Annotated in this window: 22 protein-coding genes and 2 tRNA genes; 10 read left to right on the forward strand and 14 right to left on the reverse strand. The window is 59.6% G+C overall.

All coding sequences use genetic code 11. The features are described 5' to 3' along the window. Positions 1-341: 341 nt before the first annotated feature. Positions 342-671: a DUF3301 domain-containing protein gene (locus RIFP1SYM_RS08360; protein WP_005961862.1), complete on the reverse strand. Its 330-nt coding sequence runs from the start codon at positions 669-671 to the stop codon at positions 342-344. Positions 672-685: 14 nt separating this feature from the next. Between RIFP1SYM_RS08360 and RIFP1SYM_RS08365 the strand changes: the two genes are divergently transcribed. Both RIFP1SYM_RS08365 and RIFP1SYM_RS08370 read left to right on the forward strand, forming a co-directional pair. After that, the gene (locus tag RIFP1SYM_RS08365) at positions 686-1,201 is read left to right on the forward strand and encodes an O-acetyl-ADP-ribose deacetylase (RefSeq protein ID WP_005961864.1); all 516 of its coding nucleotides are present in this window, start codon (positions 686-688) and stop codon (positions 1,199-1,201) included. Then, positions 1,201-1,419 carry a hypothetical protein gene (locus RIFP1SYM_RS08370; RefSeq protein ID WP_006474325.1) on the forward strand — a complete coding sequence of 73 codons (219 nt, stop codon included), beginning with the start codon at positions 1,201-1,203 and terminating at the stop codon, positions 1,417-1,419. The genes RIFP1SYM_RS08365 and RIFP1SYM_RS08370 overlap by 1 nt, the downstream gene beginning before the upstream one ends. Positions 1,420-1,435: 16 nt before the next feature. Here RIFP1SYM_RS08370 and RIFP1SYM_RS08375 read toward each other — a convergent pair whose 3' ends face one another. Next, complete coding sequence (locus RIFP1SYM_RS08375) at positions 1,436-3,589, reverse strand: HAMP domain-containing methyl-accepting chemotaxis protein (protein WP_005961868.1); 2,154 nt, start codon at positions 3,587-3,589, stop codon at positions 1,436-1,438. Between the two features lie 298 nt (positions 3,590-3,887). On the opposite strand from RIFP1SYM_RS08375, the gene RIFP1SYM_RS08380 reads away from it, so the two are divergent. Beyond that, positions 3,888-4,586, forward strand: a complete 699-nt coding sequence (locus RIFP1SYM_RS08380; protein WP_039960078.1) for a hypothetical protein — start codon at positions 3,888-3,890, stop codon at positions 4,584-4,586. A gap of 46 nt (positions 4,587-4,632) precedes the next feature. Here the strand turns inward: RIFP1SYM_RS08380 and RIFP1SYM_RS08385 are convergent, their stop codons facing one another. From RIFP1SYM_RS08385 to thiS, 5 genes are all read right to left on the reverse strand, one after another. Continuing rightward, positions 4,633-5,445 (reverse strand): ABC transporter permease, encoded by an 813-nt coding sequence (locus RIFP1SYM_RS08385; RefSeq protein ID WP_005961872.1) that lies wholly within the window; start codon positions 5,443-5,445, stop codon positions 4,633-4,635. Then, entirely contained in the window at positions 5,436-6,038 is a 603-nt protein-coding gene (locus tag RIFP1SYM_RS08390; protein ID WP_005961874.1) for an ABC transporter ATP-binding protein, read from the reverse strand. The genes RIFP1SYM_RS08385 and RIFP1SYM_RS08390 overlap by 10 nt, the downstream gene beginning before the upstream one ends. A 1-nt stretch (position 6,039) precedes the next feature. Beyond that, positions 6,040-6,735, reverse strand: coding sequence for a tRNA (guanosine(46)-N7)-methyltransferase TrmB (gene trmB, locus RIFP1SYM_RS08395; protein WP_005961876.1), 696 nt, complete (start codon positions 6,733-6,735; stop codon positions 6,040-6,042). Between the two features lie 42 nt (positions 6,736-6,777). Beyond that, a complete protein-coding gene (locus RIFP1SYM_RS08400) occupies positions 6,778-7,572 on the reverse strand; it encodes a thiazole synthase (RefSeq protein ID WP_005961878.1) in 795 nt (264 codons plus the stop codon). A gap of 153 nt (positions 7,573-7,725) precedes the next feature. Then, a complete protein-coding gene (thiS, locus tag RIFP1SYM_RS08405) occupies positions 7,726-7,926 on the reverse strand; it encodes a sulfur carrier protein ThiS (protein WP_005961880.1) in 201 nt (66 codons plus the stop codon). Positions 7,927-8,056: 130 nt separating this feature from the next. On the opposite strand from thiS, the gene RIFP1SYM_RS08410 reads away from it, so the two are divergent. The 6 genes from RIFP1SYM_RS08410 (at position 8,057) to RIFP1SYM_RS08435 (ending at position 13,895) form a co-directional block, all read left to right on the forward strand. Beyond that, complete coding sequence (locus RIFP1SYM_RS08410; protein WP_005961883.1) at positions 8,057-9,871, forward strand: AMP-dependent synthetase/ligase; 1,815 nt, start codon at positions 8,057-8,059, stop codon at positions 9,869-9,871. A gap of 70 nt (positions 9,872-9,941) precedes the next feature. Further along, positions 9,942-10,015, forward strand: a tRNA-Gly gene (locus RIFP1SYM_RS08415). A gap of 195 nt (positions 10,016-10,210) precedes the next feature. Continuing rightward, positions 10,211-12,349, forward strand: a complete 2,139-nt coding sequence (locus tag RIFP1SYM_RS08420) for an AsmA family protein (protein WP_005961885.1) — start codon at positions 10,211-10,213, stop codon at positions 12,347-12,349. A 56-nt stretch (positions 12,350-12,405) separates the two neighbouring features. Further along, positions 12,406-13,473, forward strand: a complete 1,068-nt coding sequence (gene mutY, locus RIFP1SYM_RS08425) for an A/G-specific adenine glycosylase (RefSeq protein ID WP_005961887.1) — start codon at positions 12,406-12,408, stop codon at positions 13,471-13,473. Further along, positions 13,470-13,739 (forward strand): oxidative damage protection protein, encoded by a 270-nt coding sequence (locus tag RIFP1SYM_RS08430; RefSeq protein WP_005961889.1) that lies wholly within the window; start codon positions 13,470-13,472, stop codon positions 13,737-13,739. The genes mutY and RIFP1SYM_RS08430 overlap by 4 nt, the downstream gene beginning before the upstream one ends. 80 nt (positions 13,740-13,819) lie before the next feature. Next, positions 13,820-13,895 (forward strand) — tRNA-Phe (locus RIFP1SYM_RS08435). A 60-nt stretch (positions 13,896-13,955) separates the two neighbouring features. On the opposite strand, the gene RIFP1SYM_RS08440 is transcribed toward RIFP1SYM_RS08435, so the two are convergent. The 5 genes from RIFP1SYM_RS08440 to RIFP1SYM_RS08455 all read right to left on the reverse strand — a co-directional run bounded on the left by RIFP1SYM_RS08440 (position 13,956) and on the right by RIFP1SYM_RS08455 (position 17,511). After that, on the reverse strand, positions 13,956-14,903 hold the full coding sequence (locus RIFP1SYM_RS08440; protein ID WP_005961891.1) for a tetratricopeptide repeat protein: 948 nt from the start codon (positions 14,901-14,903) through the stop codon (positions 13,956-13,958). After that, positions 14,881-15,912 carry an MlaD family protein gene (locus RIFP1SYM_RS08445; protein WP_005961893.1) on the reverse strand — a complete coding sequence of 344 codons (1,032 nt, stop codon included), beginning with the start codon at positions 15,910-15,912 and terminating at the stop codon, positions 14,881-14,883. The genes RIFP1SYM_RS08440 and RIFP1SYM_RS08445 overlap by 23 nt, the downstream gene beginning before the upstream one ends. Then, positions 15,909-16,493 carry a P-loop NTPase family protein gene (locus RIFP1SYM_RS08450; protein WP_039960080.1) on the reverse strand — a complete coding sequence of 195 codons (585 nt, stop codon included), beginning with the start codon at positions 16,491-16,493 and terminating at the stop codon, positions 15,909-15,911. Before RIFP1SYM_RS08450 ends, RIFP1SYM_RS08445 begins: the two co-directional genes overlap by 4 nt. A gap of 89 nt (positions 16,494-16,582) precedes the next feature. Then, the gene (locus RIFP1SYM_RS18605) at positions 16,583-16,714 is read right to left on the reverse strand and encodes a hypothetical protein (protein ID WP_005961899.1); all 132 of its coding nucleotides are present in this window, start codon (positions 16,712-16,714) and stop codon (positions 16,583-16,585) included. Then, complete coding sequence (locus RIFP1SYM_RS08455; protein ID WP_005961901.1) at positions 16,711-17,511, reverse strand: MlaE family ABC transporter permease; 801 nt, start codon at positions 17,509-17,511, stop codon at positions 16,711-16,713. The genes RIFP1SYM_RS18605 and RIFP1SYM_RS08455 overlap by 4 nt, the downstream gene beginning before the upstream one ends. A gap of 150 nt (positions 17,512-17,661) precedes the next feature. Between RIFP1SYM_RS08455 and RIFP1SYM_RS08460 the strand changes: the two genes are divergently transcribed. After that, positions 17,662-17,907 carry a CDGSH iron-sulfur domain-containing protein gene (locus RIFP1SYM_RS08460; protein WP_039960082.1) on the forward strand — a complete coding sequence of 82 codons (246 nt, stop codon included), beginning with the start codon at positions 17,662-17,664 and terminating at the stop codon, positions 17,905-17,907. A 30-nt stretch (positions 17,908-17,937) separates the two neighbouring features. Here the strand turns inward: RIFP1SYM_RS08460 and RIFP1SYM_RS08465 are convergent, their stop codons facing one another. Both RIFP1SYM_RS08465 and prmA read right to left on the reverse strand, forming a co-directional pair. Next, positions 17,938-19,524: a glutamate synthase-related protein gene (locus tag RIFP1SYM_RS08465; RefSeq protein ID WP_050798736.1), complete on the reverse strand. Its 1,587-nt coding sequence runs from the start codon at positions 19,522-19,524 to the stop codon at positions 17,938-17,940. A 41-nt stretch (positions 19,525-19,565) separates the two neighbouring features. Continuing rightward, positions 19,566-20,444, reverse strand: coding sequence for a 50S ribosomal protein L11 methyltransferase (gene prmA, locus RIFP1SYM_RS08470; RefSeq protein WP_005961904.1), 879 nt, complete (start codon positions 20,442-20,444; stop codon positions 19,566-19,568). Positions 20,445-20,490: the final 46 nt, after the last annotated feature.

Raw genomic sequence — 20,490 nt, forward strand, 5'->3', positions numbered from 1 at the left:
GCAGAAGGCGAATGCGGATGATAAGCCGGAGCCTCCCAAGCCGGGCAAACGGCCTGCTTTGAAGGTTATCAAATAGCGCCTGTTTAGAACCGTCGTTAATTCAATTTGTGTGGACCACCTCCTCAGGGGAGGGCGATTCGGCAAAGTTCTGTCGTTGAAGCGTGCTTATCATGGAAAAAGTCCGAGTGAGCATAGATATCGATAAAGGCAGGGGTTCAGTCCGCAAAAAACGCAGATGAACGCAAATAAAAGCCCGTTGGCAACGGGCTGAAGTGACGTAACTGGATTTGCACAATAGTCGCGTTGTTTGCGGATTATTGCTTTTAGCTGGTCATCAGCGGTCAATGCAATGGTTCGGAATGGGGCGTCTCGGGTATCTCGATCTGCAGCAGTTCGGTGTGGCTGCCAAGCATGATGATATAGCCGGTGAGGCGCCCGCTGCCCTCCAGGCTGTAGTCGAATTCGTAGAGGCGACGGAACTTGAGGCCGCTGCGCAGCCAGCGCAGGCGGAGTCGACGCAGGGCCACGGTCTGGTCGAGGAACTGCACGTCGTGTGATTCGCAGGCACGCTTGCTGATCCGAGTGGCGATCTCCCGCACCTGCAGGCTGTCGCGCCAGAACCAGATTAGCAGCAGGATCAGTAGCAGCAGATTCAGGGTGGTAAAAGACATCGGGGAGCCTTGTTGTGGGTCGGATCCAGATTGTACAGGGTGACATCACCCAGCTTGAAGTGGATGCCATCGTGAATGCGGCAAATAGTTCGCTGTTGGGCGGTGGTGGAGTGGACGGAGCGATACATCGTGCCGCGGGTCCCGAGTTGTTGGCCGCCTGCCGGCCTTTGGGCGGCTGTCCTACCGGCGAGGCACGCATCACCCCAGGGTTTCAGCTGCCGGCCAGGTGGGTGATACACACCGTCGGCCCGGTATGGCGTGGCGGAGATCAGGGCGAGCCGGAGCGCCTGCAGGCCTGCTACCAAAATTCTCTGCAACTTGCTCGCGAGTATGAGGTGCGGACGATTGCCTTTCCGGCCATCAGCACCGGCGTCTACGGTTACCCGAAACAGGCAGCGACCAAAATCGCACTGGAGGCGATGAGAGGAGGGGTGAACGATTTCGAGCGAATCATCGCCTGTTGTTTTAGTAGCTCTGACGTAGGCCGCTATGTCCGGCTCTGCTCGGAATGTGAAGTGGAGAAAGAGTGATGTTTGCCTGGCTTGACCGGATTCCCCTGCACATGATCGTCCTGCCAGCGTTGCTGCTCGGTTTCGCACCTTTTGTGCCCGAGCCCCACCTGTGGGAAAAGCTCAAGATGTTGGCGGCGGGCAGCCTGACCCGCCCCATCGATATCTTCGATCTCTGTATGCATGGGACGCCTGCGCTGTTACTGGTGATCAAGCTGCTGCGTGGTGAGCGGGGCTGAACGCTTTGTAGCAGGATTAAAACAGCTCGATATCAGCGCGCTTTGTTTGACTCTTCTGCGTCGGCTCAGGTAGAGGCGCAAGTCGGGCTTGTTGCGGACTGCTCTCCTGGGGGGGCGATTCCTCCGGTGTAAGCAGAAACTGCTTTACCAAGTCCTGCAGTTGAGCGGCCATGATGGTGAATTCGTTGCTCGATAGCGAGGCTGTGTTGGCGGTGTCTGCGGTCTGCTGGGCGATCTGATTGATGTTGGCGGCTCGGTTGCGGATCGAGTCGGAGTTGCGTGTCTGGTCTTCGGTGAGGTGGGCGATCCCTTCGTTCATCTCGGTGATGGTGGTCACTGATTTGGTGATCGACTGCAGCGCTTCACCGGCGGTAACGGCCATTTCAACACTCTCCTGGGATTTCTCGGCGCCGCGCTTCATCGTCTCCACCGCCTCTCTTGATCCGCGTTGCAGGGATTCAACCTTGCGCTGGATCTCATCGGTTTCGGCATGAATTCGCTCAGAAAGGGTGCGCACCTCGTCGGCCACCACCGCGAATCCACGACCATGCTCGCCGGCACGGGCGGCCTCGATGGCGGCATTCAGTGCCAGTAGGTTGGTCTGCTCAGAGACGGTTCTGATGATGGCGATGACGGTACCTATCGACTCGCTGTCCGCCTCGACTCGTTGGATCACGGTGGTGGCGCCATTGACTTCGCTGGCCAGCTCCTGGATTGAGGCGACGGCCTTTTCCACGATCTCCCAGCCGGCGTTTGCATCTTCACTTGCTTGGTGGGCGGCCTGGGCTGCAGCAGCAGCATTGGTTGCCACCTGCTCTGCGGCGGCGGAGAGTTCGTTGATGGCGCTGCTGACATCGCTGATATTGCTCTGCTGTTCGGATGCCTGTGTCTTGCTCCGTTGGGTGGCGAGATTCATCCGCTTCGACTCCTCGGCGAGGGAGTTTGATGAGACGATAACCAGGTCGATCACACACTTGATCTTTTCGACAAATTGGTTAAATCCGCCTGCGAGTGCGGCGATCTCGTCCTTGCCGCTATCGTCCAGACGTTGTGCCAGGTTGCCACTCCTGGCGACATCGAGCATCGCATGGACTGCCTGGTTGACCGGATCAGTGATCAGCCGGCTGATGAACCAGACTACTAGCAGGGTGATCAGGATGCCGCCAGGAATCAGGGTTATGGTCATGGTGATGACCGCGGCGGAGTTTTGCAGCAGATTCTCGCTGGTTTGGGATATCTGGTCGCTGTTGTATTTGACCAGTGCCTCAATGATGGAGTCGAGCTGCTGTTGTAGTGGTGCGACCTTGGTGCGGATCAGCTGCACATCACGCCGCCAGTGTTCTCCGCTGTGTAACCCGATCAGGCTCTGCAGCGGGCTTTCGATTGCCTCTCTTGCGGCCTCTAGCTCAAGCAGTGCTTCCTCTACCTCGAGTTCCAGCTCCTCCATTTTTGCGAGCCCCTGTTGACTGCCCTTGAGGGATTCCAGGTAGTCGTGGATGTTCTCGATCTGGGTGCTCTGGCGAAACGTAAGATAGGCACGTATCTCATTGGCGACTCTCAGCCAGAGTGACTCGATTTTGGCTGTCTCATGGAGAATGTGGTGGTAGCGCTCCATCTCCTCCTGACTATCGATCTCATCACTATAGTTAGTCAGGCTGAGTCGAAGATTGGCGAGTACTGCGCTGGCCTGGCTGGTGATCGGGGAGATGTTTTGTCGCGCATGGGCGTAGCCAGGGATCTTCAGCTCGGTATTGTCTGCGATGTGAAACAGGACCTTGTTGAGCTTGATGAGCTTGTCGATGGTGGCCTCAGCGTCGGTTACCCATTGAATCGCCTCTTGATTGGAGTCGGCCGTAGAGAGTTTCGCCAGCTGTGCCAACAGATTGTTGGCCTGGCTGATGTCGCGTTGATAGGCTGCCTTATAGTGAGGTTCGGAGCTCAACAGGTAGAGGCCGAGGTTGGCGTAGCTCTGCTTCAGTTGAGTCTGCAGCTCCTTTGAGATCAGCGCGGCGGGCTGATTCTTTTTCACTACACTGTCAATCTCAGCGCCCAGTTTGTTTACATTCAGGTAGGTGATGCTACCAAGTGCGATTAGCACAGCGATGACGATCGCTGAGCCACCCCACAGCTTCTGGCTGATGGTAAATTTCTGAAACTGTTTAGAGATCATAATCGTGCAATTCTGGGTCAGGGTTTTTGTGCCTATTGGAAACTAGCGACTGCTCTTTTCTCTTCTTTAGGAGCCGTCGCAATTGCGCGGGAGCGGGTAGGAGCGCTGGTATGTTGGTATGCTGGGATAGGTGCAAAAATGTGGGCTATCACGCGGTTCTGTCTGATAAGGATGGGGTAGTCTTGCGCTGACGGGGGTCAGACCACTCATGGCGCAGTAGCAATGCTACTGTCAGCGGTCGGGGATCCGTGAAAGATCAACACTCAGGATCAACGGCGGGCCAGCTATGAATGAGGCAATGAACACCATTTTCCAGTTTGTCGGTTACCTTGCGGCGCTGGCTGCCGGTGCCTTTGTAATCGCAAAAATTCTTATCAGGTCTGCCCTGGCGAGAAACCTGGCCTCGCACAAGACTCGTCTGTGGCGGCAGCAGCAGCAGGAGATGAATGACCATAAAAGAAAGGTCGATGCGCTGTTTCGCCAAGCCACCCGAATCCATGAGCGGGAGCTGGACGCACTTTCCGGGGCCTGGGGACGGCTTATCAACGCTATGAGCAGCGCCGAGCTGACCATGGAGAAGTCAGAGACCAGTATTGATTTTGACGGGATCAGCAATGACAAGCTGGCCGAGTTGATGGATGGGCAGGGTTTCAGCGATCGTTCCAGGAAGTTGTTGATGGCCTCCGATGACAAGCGGGAGACATATCTCGAACTACGTAGGAACAGACGTGTGGAGCTGGCTTTCGCTGCGGTCAGAGAATTCCATGAGTATGTGCAAAAAAACAGCATTTTTCTCGGCAACGATCTGAAAGAGCTGTTCATCGCGATTGACAAGATGCTGATGCAGGCGATCGCAAAAACGGATTGGGAGCTGGGTTTTGAGCTGCCTGCTGGCTGGACGAATCCCTTCAAACAACTGGTCGAGGAGCTGCAGCCGCAGCTTGATGAGCTGAGCGGCCTGATCCAGAAACACATCGCCCAAGAGAAGATGGTTTAGTTGCAGGGCTGATCGAACACTGTTCGGCTGCCAATCCGACAGTCCGTTAGTGCTTCTCCGAAATCCTCTCCCTGAGCCGTCCAAGGCGCAGCCGCTGGCGCTCATCGAACAGCCGCCGGGAGCCAGCCCATACCGCCAGGGTCGCGCCGAAGCCGGTCCCCGATGAGATCAGCAGCATGATCAGGATCTGATACTTGGCCGCCTCTAGCGGCGGACTGCCAGCAAGGATCTGGCCGGTCATCATCCCCGGCAGGCTCACCACCCCGGCCGCCGCCATCGCATTGATAATCGGAATCATGCCGGCGCGCAAGGCGTTACGGCGGATCTCTCCGATCGCCTCCTGCCAGGAGTGGCCAAGCATCAGCCGTGCCTCGATCTGACTGCGCTGCTCCCAAGCAGTCTGGGTCAGCCGGTCGAGGCTGACTGCAATCCCCGACATGGTGTTGCCCAGCTGCATGCCGAGCAGTGGGATCAGATACTGCACCGAGTACCAGGGCTCGACACCGATGATCACTGTCAGCGCTAGCAGGGTGACGCTGAATGAGGAAATGAACATCGACAGGGTGCCGATGCCGATACCCCAGATGCCGGTAAAGCCGCGATGCTGGCGCGCCATCACCTCGTATCCCGCCACCAGCAGCATGAATAGTGCCAGCGCAGCGATGAAGAGTGGATCCGACTGGGCAAACAGGCTCTTTAGTACCAGCCCGAGCAGCAACAGCTGCACCACCGTGCGAGCTGCCGCAATCAGCAGCCGCCTCTCAATCCCCAGCGCAAGCCGCTGCGAAAGCAGTGCAGTGAGCAGCACCAGGATTGCGGCGATGGAGAGGTCGAGAGGGGTGAGGCTGATCAGTTCCATGTGAATAGCTCCAGGCAGCCCTGTTTGATCTGATAGTGGCGATTGCCCACCCGCTGCTGCTGTTCAGGATCATGGGTGATCCAGATGGTGCTGCACTGGTGCTGTTGACGCCACTCGCCCAGCAGCCGCTCGACCCGTCGGGTGTTCTCTCGATCGAGGTTTGCTGTGGGCTCGTCGAGCAGCAGGATTTTGGGGTGATTGGCTAGTAGGCGCAGCAGCGCCAGACGCTGGCGTTCACCGCTGGAGAGGCGTGATACGCCCCAGTCGGGAGAGTCGGCGGGGAGTTGCAGGGCGTCGAGGGTTGCACGGCCAGGTGATTCGAAATGATCGCGAACCCGCTCGCCCCACCAGGCACTCTCTGCCGGTAGCAGGGCGACTTGGCGGCGCCACTCGGTTGGTTCCATCGATTTACTGGAGCATCCATCCAAAACCATCTCGCCCTGATGTGGATCGAGATCGGCGATGGCCCGCAGCAGCATCGATTTGCCGCAGCCGGAAGGTCCGTTGAGGGTGACACACTCGCCGGCCTGCAGCTGCAGATCGAACGGCTGCAGCAGCGGTGTGCTGAAGCGGTGCAGGGAGAGCAGCGACATCTCAGACGCAGCGTGTGAAGATCAGATCCCAGACGCCATGGCCGAGGCGCTGGCCACGTTGCTCGAAACGGGTCAGGGTGCGATTCTCCGGGCGTGGGGAAAAGTTGCCAGGGCCGGCAGCATTTGCAAAACCCGCAGTGGAGGAGAGTACGCTCATCATATGCTCAGCATATTTCTGCCAGTCGGTGGCCATATGCAGATAGCCGCCGGGACGCAGTGCCCTGTGCACTAACTCGGCGAACTCGGGCTGCACGATGCGCCGCTTGTGGTGCCGCCTCTTCGGCCAGGGGTCGGGAAAGAAGAGCAGCACTCCGGTCAGTGAACCGGCAGGGATATGCTGGCGCAGCAGCTGCATGGCGTCGCCCCGCAGGATGCGGGCGTTGTGCGACTCCTGCTCAGCCAGCTTCAGCATCAGGCTGCCGACACCTGGGCCATGTACCTCAACACCAAGGAAGTTGTTCTCTGGTTCTCGGTCAGCATTTTGCGCCAGCGCATCGCCATTGCCGAAACCGATCTCAAGGATCACCGGTCGCTGGTTGCCGAACAGCTTGTCGAAATCGAATAATCCATCAGGGGCTTGGCAGCCGTAGTGCGGCCACAGCTCATCGAAGGCGCGTTGCTGGGCCTGGGTCATGCGTCCCTGACGTAGGATATAGCTGCGAATCGGCCGGTGCTTTAAGGCGTTGGTTTCGGACATCGGGATGGGACTCCGGCCGCTTTGCAGCCGGAGTGGCTTGGGTTAGAAGAACAGGCCGTCCAGCGGTGAGGAGGCAGAGGCGAAGCGTTTGGCTGGCATACGCCCAGCTAGATAGGCCTCGCGGCCCGCTGCTATGCCCTTCTTCATCGCCGAGGCCATCAGTAGCGGATCCTGCGCAGCGGCGATGGCGGTGTTCATCAGCACCCCGTCGCAGCCCAGCTCCATCGCCACTGCGGCATCGGAAGCGGTGCCAACGCCAGCGTCTACCAGGATTGGCACCCTTGCGTTCTCGACAATGGTGCGGATGTTGAGGCGGTTGCGGATGCCCAGCCCGGAACCGATCGGTGCGGCCAGCGGCATCACCGCGCAGCAGCCCAGCTCCTCCAGGCGTTTGGCCATGATCGGGTCGTCGTTGGTGTAGACCATTACGTCGAAGCCGTCCTTGATCAACTCCTCGGCGGCGCTGAGGGTCTGCACCACGTCGGGGAAGAGGGTCTTTTCGTCACCCAGCACCTCCAGTTTGACCAGGTTGTGGCCATCGAGCAGCTCGCGTGCCAGACGGCAGGTGCGTACCGCGGTCTTGGCGTCGTAGCAGCCGGCGGTGTTGGGCAGATAGGTGAACTCGCTCGGCGGCAGCACCTCGAGGATGTTGGGCTCGTCTTTGTTCTGGCCGAGGTTGGTGCGACGCACCGCGATGGTGACGATCTCGGCGCCACTGGCGTCGATGGCGGCACGGGTCTCCGCCATGTCCTTGTATTTGCCGGTGCCGACCAGCAGGCGCGAGGTGAATTCGCGTCCGGCGACGCTGAAGCTGTCTTTTGGGGTATCGTTTGACATCAGGTTTTGATCTAACTGTGTATTGGCTTTTAGGCTGGCGTGCTGCTTGAATCAAGGCGTCACGAGCAACCTTCCTTGGTGGGCTAGTCCGGCCCACGATCCCTGTCGGGCGTTCGTTGCGCCGCGTTTGTCCGCTGGACAAACGGTCGCTCCTCACCCCCCGCCGACGGCGTGGATGATCTCGATACGGTCTTGCTCATTGAGGGTGTGGCCGTCGAAAGCGGAGCGAGGTACCAGTTCTTCGTTGACCTCGACCGCGATCCGCTGACCGGTCAGTGAGAGTAGTTCAACCAGGTTCGCCATATCTGTCTGGTCGGGGATTTGCTTTTCCTCGCCGTTTACGTAAATCTGCATCTCGTTTGTCTCAGATGAATAAAACGCAGGTTGCGGGGTGGGTTAAAAGGGAGAAGTTTACACTAATCCACCAAAACTAGAACAAGCGGGCCATATCGCGACATACCGGTATGTTTTCTGCGGGGGGAGTGTGTTGCAGCAATGGAGTGAGGATCTTATTTCACCCGAGGGGGCGGGCACCCTGGACGGCCTGTTTCTGCAGCGGGTGCGGCGCAGCCCGGAGGGAATAGCCTATCAGGCTTTCGATCGAGAGGCGAAAGAGTGGTGGGGTTTGACATGGGCTGAGATGGGCAGGGAGATCGCCCGTTGGCGCCAGGCGCTGCTGCAGGAGGGATTGGAGCCTGGAGATCGGGTGGCGATCCAGCTGCGCAACTGCCCCGAATGGGTGATGTTTGATCAGGCGGCGCTCTCCCTGGGTTTGGTGACGGTGCCGCTCTACACTGACGACCGGGCCGATGCGGTCGCTTACATCCTGCAGGATGCGGTGGTCAAGCTGCTGCTGGTACAGGATGCCGGACGCTGGCGGCGCATGGTATCGGCATTGCAGGGGTTGGAGACGCTGCAACGGGTGGTGGTGTTGGAGGGCGCTGAGCAACTCCCTGAGTCGTCCCTGCATCAACGGGTTCGAGCCGCCGGGACCTGGCTGCCTGAGAGTGGGCCAGCATTGCAGCCGCGTAGTGCAGACCCCCATAGCCTTGCCTCGATCGTCTACACCTCCGGCACCACCGGGCGACCGAAAGGGGTGATGCTGAGCCACTGGAATATGTTGTCGGTGGCACATGCTTCGCTGACGGTGGTCGACTGCTACCGGCAGGATCTGTTTCTCTCCTTTCTGCCACTCTCCCACACCCTGGAACGGACCGCGGGTTACTATCTGCCGCTGATGGCCGGTGCGACGGTAGCCTACGCCCGCTCGGTGACGCAACTGGCAGAAGATATGCAGTGCATCCGTCCCACCGTGATCATCGCCGTGCCACGCATCTTCGAGCGGATCTATGCACGCCTGCAGGAGCAGTTAAAACAGCGTTCGCTGCTGGCTCGGGGGCTATTCCGGCTGACCCTGCACTGCGGCTTCATCCAGTTCGAACATCAGATGGGACGGCAGGGCTGGTCACCGAAGTTGCTGCTGATGCCATTGTTGCGGCGTCTGGTGGCCGACAAGGTGCTGGCGCGTCTGGGCGGACGGCTGCGCGGGGCGATCAGCGGTGGCGCCGCGCTCTCCCCCGATGTGTCGCGTTTCATGCTGAGTCTTGGTCTGCCGATCCTGCAGGGGTACGGCCTGACCGAAACCAGTCCGGTGATCAGTGTTAATCCGATGGATAACGTCAAGGTTGACAGCGTTGGTGTGCCGTTACGGGGGGTTGAGGTACGCATTGGTGAGAATGACGAGTTGCTGGTGAAGACTCCGGGCAGGATGCTCGGCTACTGGAACAACCATGCCGCTACTGCGGAAATGATCGATGCTGAAGGTTGGCTGCATACCGGTGATCAGGTGCGCATCGACGAACAGCGCCACATCTACATCACTGGCCGTCTCAAGGATATTCTGGTGCTCTCCAACGGCGAGAAGATCCCACCCAGCGATATGGAGATGGCGATCGCCCTCGATCCGCTGATCGAACAGGTGTTGGTGGTGGGTGAGGGCAAGCCCTATCTGGCCGCGCTGTTGGTAGTGAATGCCGATCTGTGGGAGGGGCTGGCCCGGGAGTTCGGGCTCGACCCGGAGCAGCCACAAAGTCTGGATGACGCTGCCCTGCAACAGGCCTTCATCCAGCGCATCCGCAGTGCGCTGAAGGACTTTCCGGGCTACGCCAAGATTCGCCGGGTGGCGTTGCTGCTGGAGCCCTGGAGCGTCGAGAATGGTCTGCTCACGCCGACGCTCAAGGTCAAGCGGCCCAAGGTGCTGGAGCGCTATGCGGAACAGATGGCAGCGCTCTATAGCTGAGAGCACTAACGGCGCTTGTCGCTTTTTAATGTTGCGTGTCATCGATTGGCTACCTAGAATGGGCACCTCAGCGGGTGTAGTTCAATGGTAGAACTTCAGCTTCCCAAGCTGACTACGTGGGTTCGATTCCCATCACCCGCTCCAATCCTCGGCTGCAAGCCTCTGCAGTGCAACGATCCGTTTTCACCTGAACATCCAACCATTCTGCACCAGCTCAAGCAGGGTAAAGCAAGGCTCGACCTGTGGTGGAATTGTGCTACACCTCCAGACAGAGCTGAGTGAGGATGGTGGAAAACGCGGGCCAGATTTTCGACCAGAAATTTTTAGAGGGAGATTGAAATGGGGAAGGTCTTGAAGATTGTTGGCGGACTAATTGGCCTAGTGGTGGTGTTGATCATCGCTGCAGTGCTGGTGATACCGATGGTTGTGGATCCTAATGACTATAAACAGGAGATCATCAGCCAGACGAAGTCCGCCACCGGCAGAGACCTGAAGATCGATGGTGATATCGGCCTGTCGATCTTTCCCTGGCTTGGGGTCGAGATTAACGGGCTGCATCTCAGTAACGCCAAGGGATTCGGTGATACTCCCTTTGCCGAGGTCAGGCATCTCCAGGTGCGGGTCAATCTGATACCACTCATCTTTACCCAGTCATTGGAGATCGACAAAGTAAAGCTTGCCGGACTTAAGCTGAACCTGGCAAAAAACAGTCAGGGTGTCAGCAACTGGGATGATATGACCGGGGGGCAGTCCGAAGAGGCCTTGACCTCTGCTGAATCGGCGGGTGAGGGGCCTGCTGATACCACCGCCGGTGGCGGTCTGCAGGGGCTGTCGATCGGTGGTGTGGCGATCTCTGATGCGCATATAGTGTGGGACGATCAGTCCACCGGCGAACATTTTGAAGTCAAGCAGCTGTTGCTGGAGACTGGCGCCATGGCTCCCGGCCGGGCGGTGGATATGCGCCTCGCGCTTGGTCTCGACCGTGCCCAGCCGGCCCTGCGTAGTGAGTTTGATCTGCGTGGCAGACTGATGGCCGACCCGGCGCAGGGCAGCTTCTCGATGGAGGCGCTTGAGGTACTGCTGAAGGTGAGCGGCGAAGGTCTGCCCAAAGCGGGGGTGAAGGCAAAGCTCAGTGCCGATCTCTACTTCAATCAGGCACAAGATCTGCTGGAGGTGAAAAATCTGCTGCTGAGCTCTGAAGATCTGCGCCTCAGTGGTGCGATCAATGGCCAGGCCATCAGCAGTGCTCCACGCTTTGATGGCCAACTGAAACTGGCGCAGTTCAGCCCCCGCAACTGGATGCAGAAGTTTGAGCTGCCACTGCCACAGACGGCGGATCCTAGCGTGCTGGGCAAGCTGGCGATGGCGCTTGTGTTCGAGACTCAGCCGCAGCGGATCGACCTGAAAAACTTTGAGATGCAGCTCGATGAGAGCCAGATCAAGGGTAATTTTACTTTGATCGATCCAGCCTCGCCGGCCTATCGATTCCACCTTGACCTGGATAAGATCGATGTTGACCGCTACCTGCCGCCGGCCGTAGACAAGCCAGAGAAAAAGCCGGTTGCGAGCAGCAAAGACAGTGGTGATAAGCCGCTGTTTCCGGTGGAGCTGCTGCGCAATCTCAAGCTGGATGGCACCCTGCGGGTCGGCAGCATCAAGGCCAACAATATCCAGGCTGAGGCAATCAAGGTGGTGATCAAGAGCAAAGGCGGTCAGCTGCATATCGACCAACAGGTGGGGCGTTTCTACAACGGTCAACTGAAAGGTGTGCTGGATCTGAATGTGAAGGGCAAGCAACCGACGCTGAAGATCAAACAGAGCGCCAGCAAGATCCAGGCCGGGCCTCTGGTGAAAGATTTGACGGGGCAGGATCGTTTCGATGGTGTCGGCGGCTTCAGCGCTAATCTCAGTAGTCGTGGCCAGACCCTGACACAGCTCAAGCGTGGCCTCAACGGCAATCTCAAAATGGAGTTCCTCAATGGTGCGGTGAAGGGGGTCAACCTGGCAAAGATGTTGCGGGATGCCAAGGCGCGACTCTCCGGCAAGAAACCGGCGAACTCAGTCGAGCCGGAGCAGACCGACTTCTCTGAGCTGACCGCCAGCGCGGTGATCCGCAATGGTCTGCTCACTAACAAGGATCTGCTGGCCAAATCCCCCTTCCTGCGGGTAAACGGCTCCGGACGGGTCGATCTGGTCGGAGAGAGCCTCGATTATGTGGTCAGGCCGGTAATTGTCAGCACCACCAAGGGGCAGGGCGGCGAGGGGCTGGATGATCTGAAGGGAATTCCAGTGCCGGTCCACCTCAAGGGGCCCTGGTCCAAGCTTGATTGGAATATCGATCTGGGCAAGGTGCTGGCCGAAAGCCAGAAGGCGAAGCTGAAAGAGACGCTGAACAAGAAACTTGACGGCCAGCTCAAGGATAAGCTGCCGGGTGGGCTGCAGGATAAACTTAAAGGGGGGCTGAAAGGCCTATTCTAAATCCAGGGTCGGGAGTTTGCAGGGCGGCCTTCCAAACTCCCGACTGATCTCTCTGAATGAATCCTTCTGAATTTTCCAAGCAAGTCATCGACTGGCAACAGCGTTGTGGGCGCAATGATCTGCCCTGGCAGGGCAGTGGCGATCCCTACCGGGTCTGGATCTCTGAGATCATGCTGCAGCAGACTCAGGTGGCCAAGGTGATCCCCTATTTCAATCGTTTTATGGCGCGTTTTCCCGATCTAGCCAGCCTGGCTGCTGCTGCCGAAGATGAAGTGTTGCACCTCTGGTCCGGGCTGGGCTATTACGCTCGGGCACGTAATCTGCGTAAGGCGGCCGAGGTGTTGCAGGGGCATTTCTCGGGCCGTTTTCCTGAGGCTATCGAGGCGCTGGAGAGTCTGCCGGGGATCGGCCGCTCCACCGCTGGGGCGATCCTCTCACTGGCCCTGGGACAGAGCCAGCCGATTCTCGATGGCAATGTCAAACGGGTGCTGGCGCGTCACTTCATGGTGGAGGGGTGGCCTGGTCGCAGTGCGGTGGCAAAACGGCTCTGGGAGCTGACCCGGCAGCTCACCCCTCAGCAGGAGGCGGCGGCCTACAATCAGGGCATGATGGATCTGGGGGCGACCATCTGCACCCGTGGCATTCCCCGTTGTGATCTCTGCCCGCTGGGCGACAGCTGTCAGGCTCGTGAGCAGGGACGCCAGCTGGAGTTTCCCGAACCACGCCCCACAAAGACCCTGCCGGTCCGCTCGACCCGTATGCTGCTGGTGCAGAATGGTGCTGGGCTTGTGTTGCTGGAGCGGCGTCCGCCAGTGGGTATCTGGGGCGGTCTCTGGAGTCTTCCTGAGTGCCCGCCGGATACTGATTTGTCGGCCTGGTGTGAGGCGCATTTTCGCGCCGAGCTGAAACAGATCCGCGAGTTGCCTGCGCGTCGCCACAGCTTCTCCCACTTCCATCTCGACATCACGCCACTCGAACTGCAGCTCAAATCCCCTGACAATTGTGTCATGGATGCTGCCGCGCGGGTCTGGTATAACCCCGCGATGCCTGATGAACGGGGACTGGCTGCGCCGGTAGCCCGAATCATCGAAGAGTCCAGCCAAGCGAGAGGAGAGAGCCGATGAGTCGTATAGTGCAATGCGTTAAATTGAAGCGGGAAGCGGAAGGGCTCGAGCGTCCAACCTATCCGGGTGAGCTAGGGCAACGGATCTTCGACAACGTCTCCAAAGAGGCCTGGCAGGAGTGGCTGCGCTTTCAGACCATGCTGATCAATGAAAACCGCCTGAGCCCGGTCGACCCCAAGGCGCGCAAATTTCTCGAACAGCAGATGGAGAATTTTTTCTTTGGTGAAGGGACCGAGCTGCCGCCCGAATTTGTTCCCCAAAAGTGAGCTGGTGGTAGCAGAAGAAAATCGCGGCTGGCCTCTTGACTAACTGCTGCAAGATCGCTGTAATACGCGCTCTCAAACGCGGCCAGGTAGCTCAGTCGGTAGAGCAGGGGACTGAAAATCCCCGTGTCGGCAGTTCGATTCTGTCCCTGGCCACCATAAGATAAAGGCCCGCAGCTTATCGGCTGCGGGCCTTTTTCGTTTCTGGCCGACCTATTTTTACTCTGCCTGCAAGCGCCCGCGCCAGGCCTCCATCTCATCAAGCTTCGCCTGCTGATCGGTGTGCTGGTAGAGCCGTATTAGATCCTCCACCACAGCCAGGGTGCCGCTGCGATCTGTCAGCCACAGCCGTATCGAGAGCGCACGCTGCAGCAGGCTCTCTGTCTTGTTCCAGGCGGCTTGGGTGATGTGGATACGGGCTTGGCTGTGCAGTGTGGTGGCGATGCCGCGCCGGTCGCCGGCCTTGCGGTAGAAGTCGAGGGCAAGCCCATACTGGAGCAGTGCCTCTGTCTCGCGGCCGGCGCTCTGCTGTAGTTTTCCGCGCAGCCGGTGCAACAACCCTTCCAAGGCTGGGCGGCGCCTGAAGAACTCCTCATCCAGCGCATTGTCGAGCCGCTCCAGCCACAGCGGGGCGTCGGCTGCGTCGATCTCGCAGGCAATACTGGCACGGCTGGCGAGTGCGCTCATCGACTCGTCTGTGAGTTTTTGGCTCAGCAGTTGTTTGTCGTTGAAGCTGGGCAGGATCGGTTCGAGGGCCGCGATGGCGTCGGCATGATGCTGTTGTTTGAAGGCGAGGGAGGCGCGTAGCAGGTTGATGCGTGCGCGGTAGCGATGCAGGTTGGCGGCCTCGACCAGACGGGTTAGCTCCAGCAGCCGTTGTTCGACCGCCTGGTAGTTGCCGATTGCTAGTGCAGTTTCGATCAGGTTGATCGAACTCTGGGCGATGCCATCCAGGTCATCCACGCTGCGGTAGAGCTTGAGTGCCTGAGAGAACTGGCGGGCGGCGGTGCGGTAGTCATTGTTATTGTAGGCGCGAGTGCCGCGTTGCAGTTCACGTTCACCCTGAATCTGCGTTTCCGGGCGCAGGTCGGGGGTGCCGACGCAGCCGCCCAGCCCAAGTAGGAGCAGAATGAGCCAGAAGAGGCTAATCGATGATGGGATGGACATCGATCATCTTCTCCTCCTCGGTGGGACGGATCGCCGAGGAGACGGGCCAAACCCGCTGCAGTCCCTCTAGGGTGCGGTCGGTAGACTGCAACATCAGCTGCAGGTGGGTGACCAGGTCGGGCAGTTGCTGGATCTCCATGTTGATGGTCTGCATGGAACTGTTCATCTGGCCGACCAGCTGGCGGGAGTCGGCGATCAATCCATCCATCTGATGGGTCATGTTCTGGGTCTCCTGGGAGAGGGCGACCATGCTCTCTAGCACTGGCTTGAGTTCGCTGACGCGATCACGGGTCTGCGCCATGGTCTGCTCCATGTGCGTCACGGTGCGGGTAAAGCTGCGCTCCAGCTGCTGGTCGTAGATGGCACGGCCGAGCACCCCCTTGCCAGAGTTGACCTGATTGGTGAGGTCTCGCAGGTTGGCAACGGTGGTGTTAATCCCCTCAGCCGTGGCGGCGATCTGTGCCGGGTCGATGGCGCTGACCACCCGCGCGATGCCGTCCAGGGTCTGGCGCACCTTCTCCATGATCGGTGTCAGCTCGTTGAGCAGTTCATCGGCGCTCATCGGTTCCTCGATTAGGATGGTGGAACCGTCGCGCAGCATCGGTAGTTGCGGCGAGCCGGCACTGATCTCGATCACCGCAGTACCGATGATGGCCAGCTTGCTCAGCGCACCGCGGGAGTCCTGCCGGATTAGGTTCTGGAACCCCTCGTAGACGAAAAAACTGATGTGGATGCGGTTGTCAGCGGCGATGCCGATCGACTGTACCCGGCCGACCTCGATCCCAGAGACCTTGACCAGCGAGTCGGTGGCGATGCCCTGGGCGTTACGCAGGTAAGTGTGGTAAGTGATGCGGTTCTCGAATAGGTGGGTGGTCTTGCCCTGTACCACCACCAGACCGATCAACAGGGCCAGTGCCACCATCACAAACAGACCGGCCAGCCGCTCCCGCAGGGTGTAATTGAGGCGGTGGATGTAGTGTATCTGCTGATGTTGCGGTGCCGGGGTCATTGAGCCTCACTAAAGATGTCGCGCTGTGCTCTCTGCTGATGAATGTAATAGCGGACGACATCTTCAGGACTGGAGACAAAATCCTCCCAGTTGTGAAATGAGAACCATCCTGAGCGACTGTGAAACAGTACCTGCCCGGCGTAATGGTGCACCAGTTCCGGGTCGTCGGTGGAGATGATCAGGGAGATTTCAGGGAACAGCTGCGGCACCCGTTGCAGCAGGAAATCAGCCAAACGCTGGCGGGCTGGCCGGCTCAGGCCGAAGAAGGGGTTGTGGGCGAAGAGCGCCTTGGGGCACAGCATCAGCGCCCGGGCGATGCTCAGATGACGCTGCTGCAGCGGTGTCATATAGGCTGGCAGCAGGCTGTGGTCCATCTGTCCCTGCATGGCACCGAGCAGGGCCTGCTCACGCAGGGCGATGGTTTGCTCGTCGTCCTGCTGGTGGTAGTGGGCTGCCAGCTTCAGGTTGTCCAGGCCGCTGAGCACCGAGAGCAGCGGGATGGCGTGATCTACATAGCCTAGGCTCTGGCGCAGTTGCTGCCAGGGCAGGGAGAATGGCGCATCGCCGATGGCATCTCCCAACAGGATTTCGCCGCGGCTTATGGGCTCGACCGCGGCCAGAATGCGTAGATAGGCGCGCAGCGCCTCAGGCTCTTCGCCGAGCAGAAAGATCAGTTCGCCGCGATGAATGGCAGATCCAGCGGCAGGCAGGGTTCGCCGTTCGGCTGATGCTTCGGACAGGCGGCCTGGGCCTTGATCAGCAGATGCTCGTCGGCGCTTATTGAGGGCTCTTGGTCGCTCATATCAGAATCAGCACAAACACTCCGTCGAGCACAAATACCATCACCAGGGAGTTGACGATCGCCTTCTGCGTCACCTGTGGGACCTGGGTGACCGACTGGCCGACACTCAGCCCTTTCAGGCAGGCATTGGCGCCGATCACCAGACCGAACAGCAGGTTTTTGATGAAGAACAACAACAGATCAAGGGGTTCAAAGGCGGATACCACAGCAAACAGGTATTTGAAGTTGGAGGTCGACTCCAGTAGTGCTGCTAGGGTGATGCCAGTGACCAGAGAGAAGGCGGAGAAGTAGATCGCCAGCACCAGCTGTGCGATTACCATGCCGATCAGGCGTGGTGAGACAAAAAAGGCGTGCACGTCGATGCCAAGCAGCTCCAGCCCCTCCACCTCCCGGTTGAGGCTCATGTTGCCCAAGTCGACCGCGATGGCCGAGCCGGAGCGGCCGATCATCACGATGGCAGTGAGCAGAGAGCCGAACTCCAGCGCTACCAGATTCGCCAGCAGGCTGGCCACATCGGCCTCCTGGCCAAACACCTGCGCGGCGAAGATCAGCTGGGTGGTGACGCTCAGCCCCACCGCCAGAGCGAGGATGGTGATGGTGGGTAGGGCATCGATGCCGGAGAAGATCAGCTGGGTGATCGAGGCGGCGCGGCTGGCGCGGTTGAACAGCCCGCCGCGGTTGCGCCAGCTGCGCATCACCGCCATCACGAAAACTACCAGATCGATGATATAGAGCAGGTAGTTGAGGGAGCGTCGTCCGAGCAGACTGATCAGATTGAGTGAAGCGGTTTGGGACATGATGGGGCGTGGTGAAGCTCTCTTGTTTACAGACTATAGTGCCTTTTGTGTTCGCTACTTTGTTATTGGCGGCAGGCGGGTTGGGAACTGTGAATCCAACCAATATGCCGGGTAGAGTTGGTTGATGTTTGAGATCAGAAGGAGTGTGTTATGGAGAAAGCCAAAGTCGCAGCTTCCCAGCCGGTGAGTGTCGAGTTGGACGAGGGCAGAGAATACTGGTGGTGTGCCTGCGGGCGCTCCCAAACCCAGCCGTTTTGCGACGGTTCCCACCAGGGAACGGGCATAAATCCGCTGGGTTTCAAGGCCGACAAGAGCGGCAAAGCCTGGCTCTGTATGTGCAAACAGACGAAGACCCCGCCCTACTGCGATGGCAGTCACGCCTCGCTTGAAGAATAGCCGCTGGGCCGGGTCTGTTGTCGCAGTCGGTTAGCCGCGGTCGGTGTTGAGGATGGCCTCTGCTTCCAGGGAGAGAGGGATAAGGTCGTGCGGGCTCAGCTGCGGGAGTGAGTCATAGCCCATGATTCGCAGGTAGCCGGCGAGGATCTCCCGGCTGCCATTGAGAAAGTTGCCAACCCGCTGTGCCCCCTTGTCGATATCGATACGACGACGCAGTTCGGCCTGCTGCGAGGTGATGCCTACCGGACACTCGTTGGAGCCGCAAGCGCGGTAGTATTCGCAGCCCAAAGCAAACAGCGCCGCGGTGGCTAGGGCACAGGCATCGGCGCCCAGCGCCAGCGCCTTGAACATCTCATCGGGGGTGCGGATGCCGCCAGTGGCGATCAGACTGACCGGGCGCTCCAGGTGTTGCCGATTGTGTGCATCGATCAGCTGCCGCGCAATCGGCAGCGCTTTCACCAGTGGCATGCCGAATTGATCCCGCACATGCACAGGGGCGGCACCGGTGCCGCCGCCAAAACCGTCGATGGTGATGAAGTCGGGTTGCAGCGAGAGCGCCGCCTGGGTGTCTGCCGTGACATCGTTGGCGGCAAACTTGATACCAATGGGGCGCTCGCCGCCATCCAGGGCACGAATCTCTTCGATTCGACGGGCGAGCCCTGTGAGGCTGTCGATATCGGGAAAGCGGGCCGGCGAGTGGGCGCTGGTGCCTGGTGCGAGCCCTCTCACCTGGGCGATCTCTCCCTTGACCTTGCCGCCGGGCAGTTCGCCACCCAGGCCGGGTTTGGCCGACTGCCCCAGTTTGATCTCCAGCGCATCGGCGAGGAGGATATTCTGCTCATTCCAGCCGAAGTAGCCGCTCGCCATCTCGAGGATATAACGTTTCGCCGCCTGCCGCTCCTGCGGCAGCAGGCCGCCCTCGCCGGAACCGATCAGGCTGTCGGCCGCTGTCGAGCCCTGTGCCAGGGCGATCTTCGCCTCCTTGGAGAGTGCGCCAAAGGACATGTGGGAGATGTAGACGGGCAGCGCCAGTCTGAGTGGTCTGCCTGCGCCTTGGCCGATGCTGACGGCGGTCTGCACCGTCTCCTCTGCGAGCCTGGGGAGTTGCTGCAGCTGCCCCGCCTTGAGGTGGAAATGGCTAAAGTCGACGAGCTCGGAGAGCTGCTGGGGTGGCGCGCCCATCGCCTCGACGGTGGGTCTGCCTCCCTTGGCGAGGCGTTTGATCAGGGCATGGCCGCGGGCATCCTGTTGCCAGCGTCGCCACTCACCCTGATAGCCGGAGAAGCTGGCCGTCGGCAGAGGCGGAACTGCAGTGGCATCTACATAGACCCCGTCGTCGCGCAGTTCGGCGGGAAAGGTGGCGATGCGGTCGTGGGGGTTGTAAGGGGATACGCCGGTTTCCAGGTCAAAGTTCCACTGATGCAGTGGGCAGATCGCCTCGCCGTTCTGCACCCGACCACGGGACATCTGCCCCTCCCGGTGCGGACAGCGGTCGTCGAGGGCGTAGACCCGGCCCTGATCGAGAAACAGCGCCAGTGGACGGCCGTTGACCACCACCCGGTGGCCCTCGCCCTCACACAGTTGCTGGAGATCACAAACACGTGTTGGTTGCTTCATCCTGCTCTCCTCCATGGTGATGCCGGATGTGGCAATACCATTTAGATTTTAGTGCCACCCAGGCGTATCCACTCCGCCTGTTGCTGCGCTGGTTGCATCTCGGCGAATGGGCGATAGGCGGCGCTGACCTGTTCCGCCTGCTCCTGCAGTATGCCGGAGAGGGCAAAGGGTGCGCCGGGCTGGATCAGTTGCATCAGTGTGGATGCGAGTTCGATCAGCGGTCCGGCAAGGATGTTGGCCAGCAACAGGTCGTTTTCGGTTTGCGGGGTCTGTTCTGGTAGGCAGATCTCCAGCCGCCCGGCGACGCCGTTTTTCTCGGCGTTGGCCTGGGTTGCCTCCAGCGCTTGGGGATCGTAGTCCACCGCGATGGCGCGTTCCGCCCCCAGCAGCAGCGCGGCGATGGCCAGAATGCCCGAGCCGCAGCCATAGTCGATGATGCGTTTGCCGCGCAGATCCTGCCCCTCCAGCCATTCCAGGCAGAGCGCGGTGGTGGGGTGGGTGCCGGTGCCGAAGGCGAGGCCGGGGTCGAGCTTGACCAGCACGGCATCGCTTGCCGTCACCTGCTGTCCATCCGGACAGATCCATAGTCGCTGGCCGAATTGCATCGGCTTGAAGTGCTCCAGCCAGGTCCGCTCCCAGACCTGGTCTTCGAGGCGCTCGATGTTCAAGTTGAGGCTGACATCAGCGGCGAGTGCTTGGTTGAGGGCGGCGCGTAGTTCGTCGATGTTCCGCTCGGCCTCAAACAGGGCGGTGACGCGGGTAGCATGCCAGAGCCGCTCCTCGCCGGGTTTGGGTTCCAGCAGCGGTTGGTTGCCGGCATCACCCAGCGTGACGGAGAGCGCACCGAGGCCCTCGAAAACCAGCTCCAGCAGCGGTGCGCGATCCTCGTCAGTCTCGATGGAGAGTTGCAGCCAGGGCATGGAATCAATCTTGAATTGTGAATGTTGAATTAGGCTGCACGCAATG

Source organism: endosymbiont of Riftia pachyptila (vent Ph05), assembly GCF_000224455.1.
Lineage (GTDB): Bacteria > Pseudomonadota > Gammaproteobacteria > Chromatiales > Chromatiaceae > Endoriftia > Endoriftia persephonae.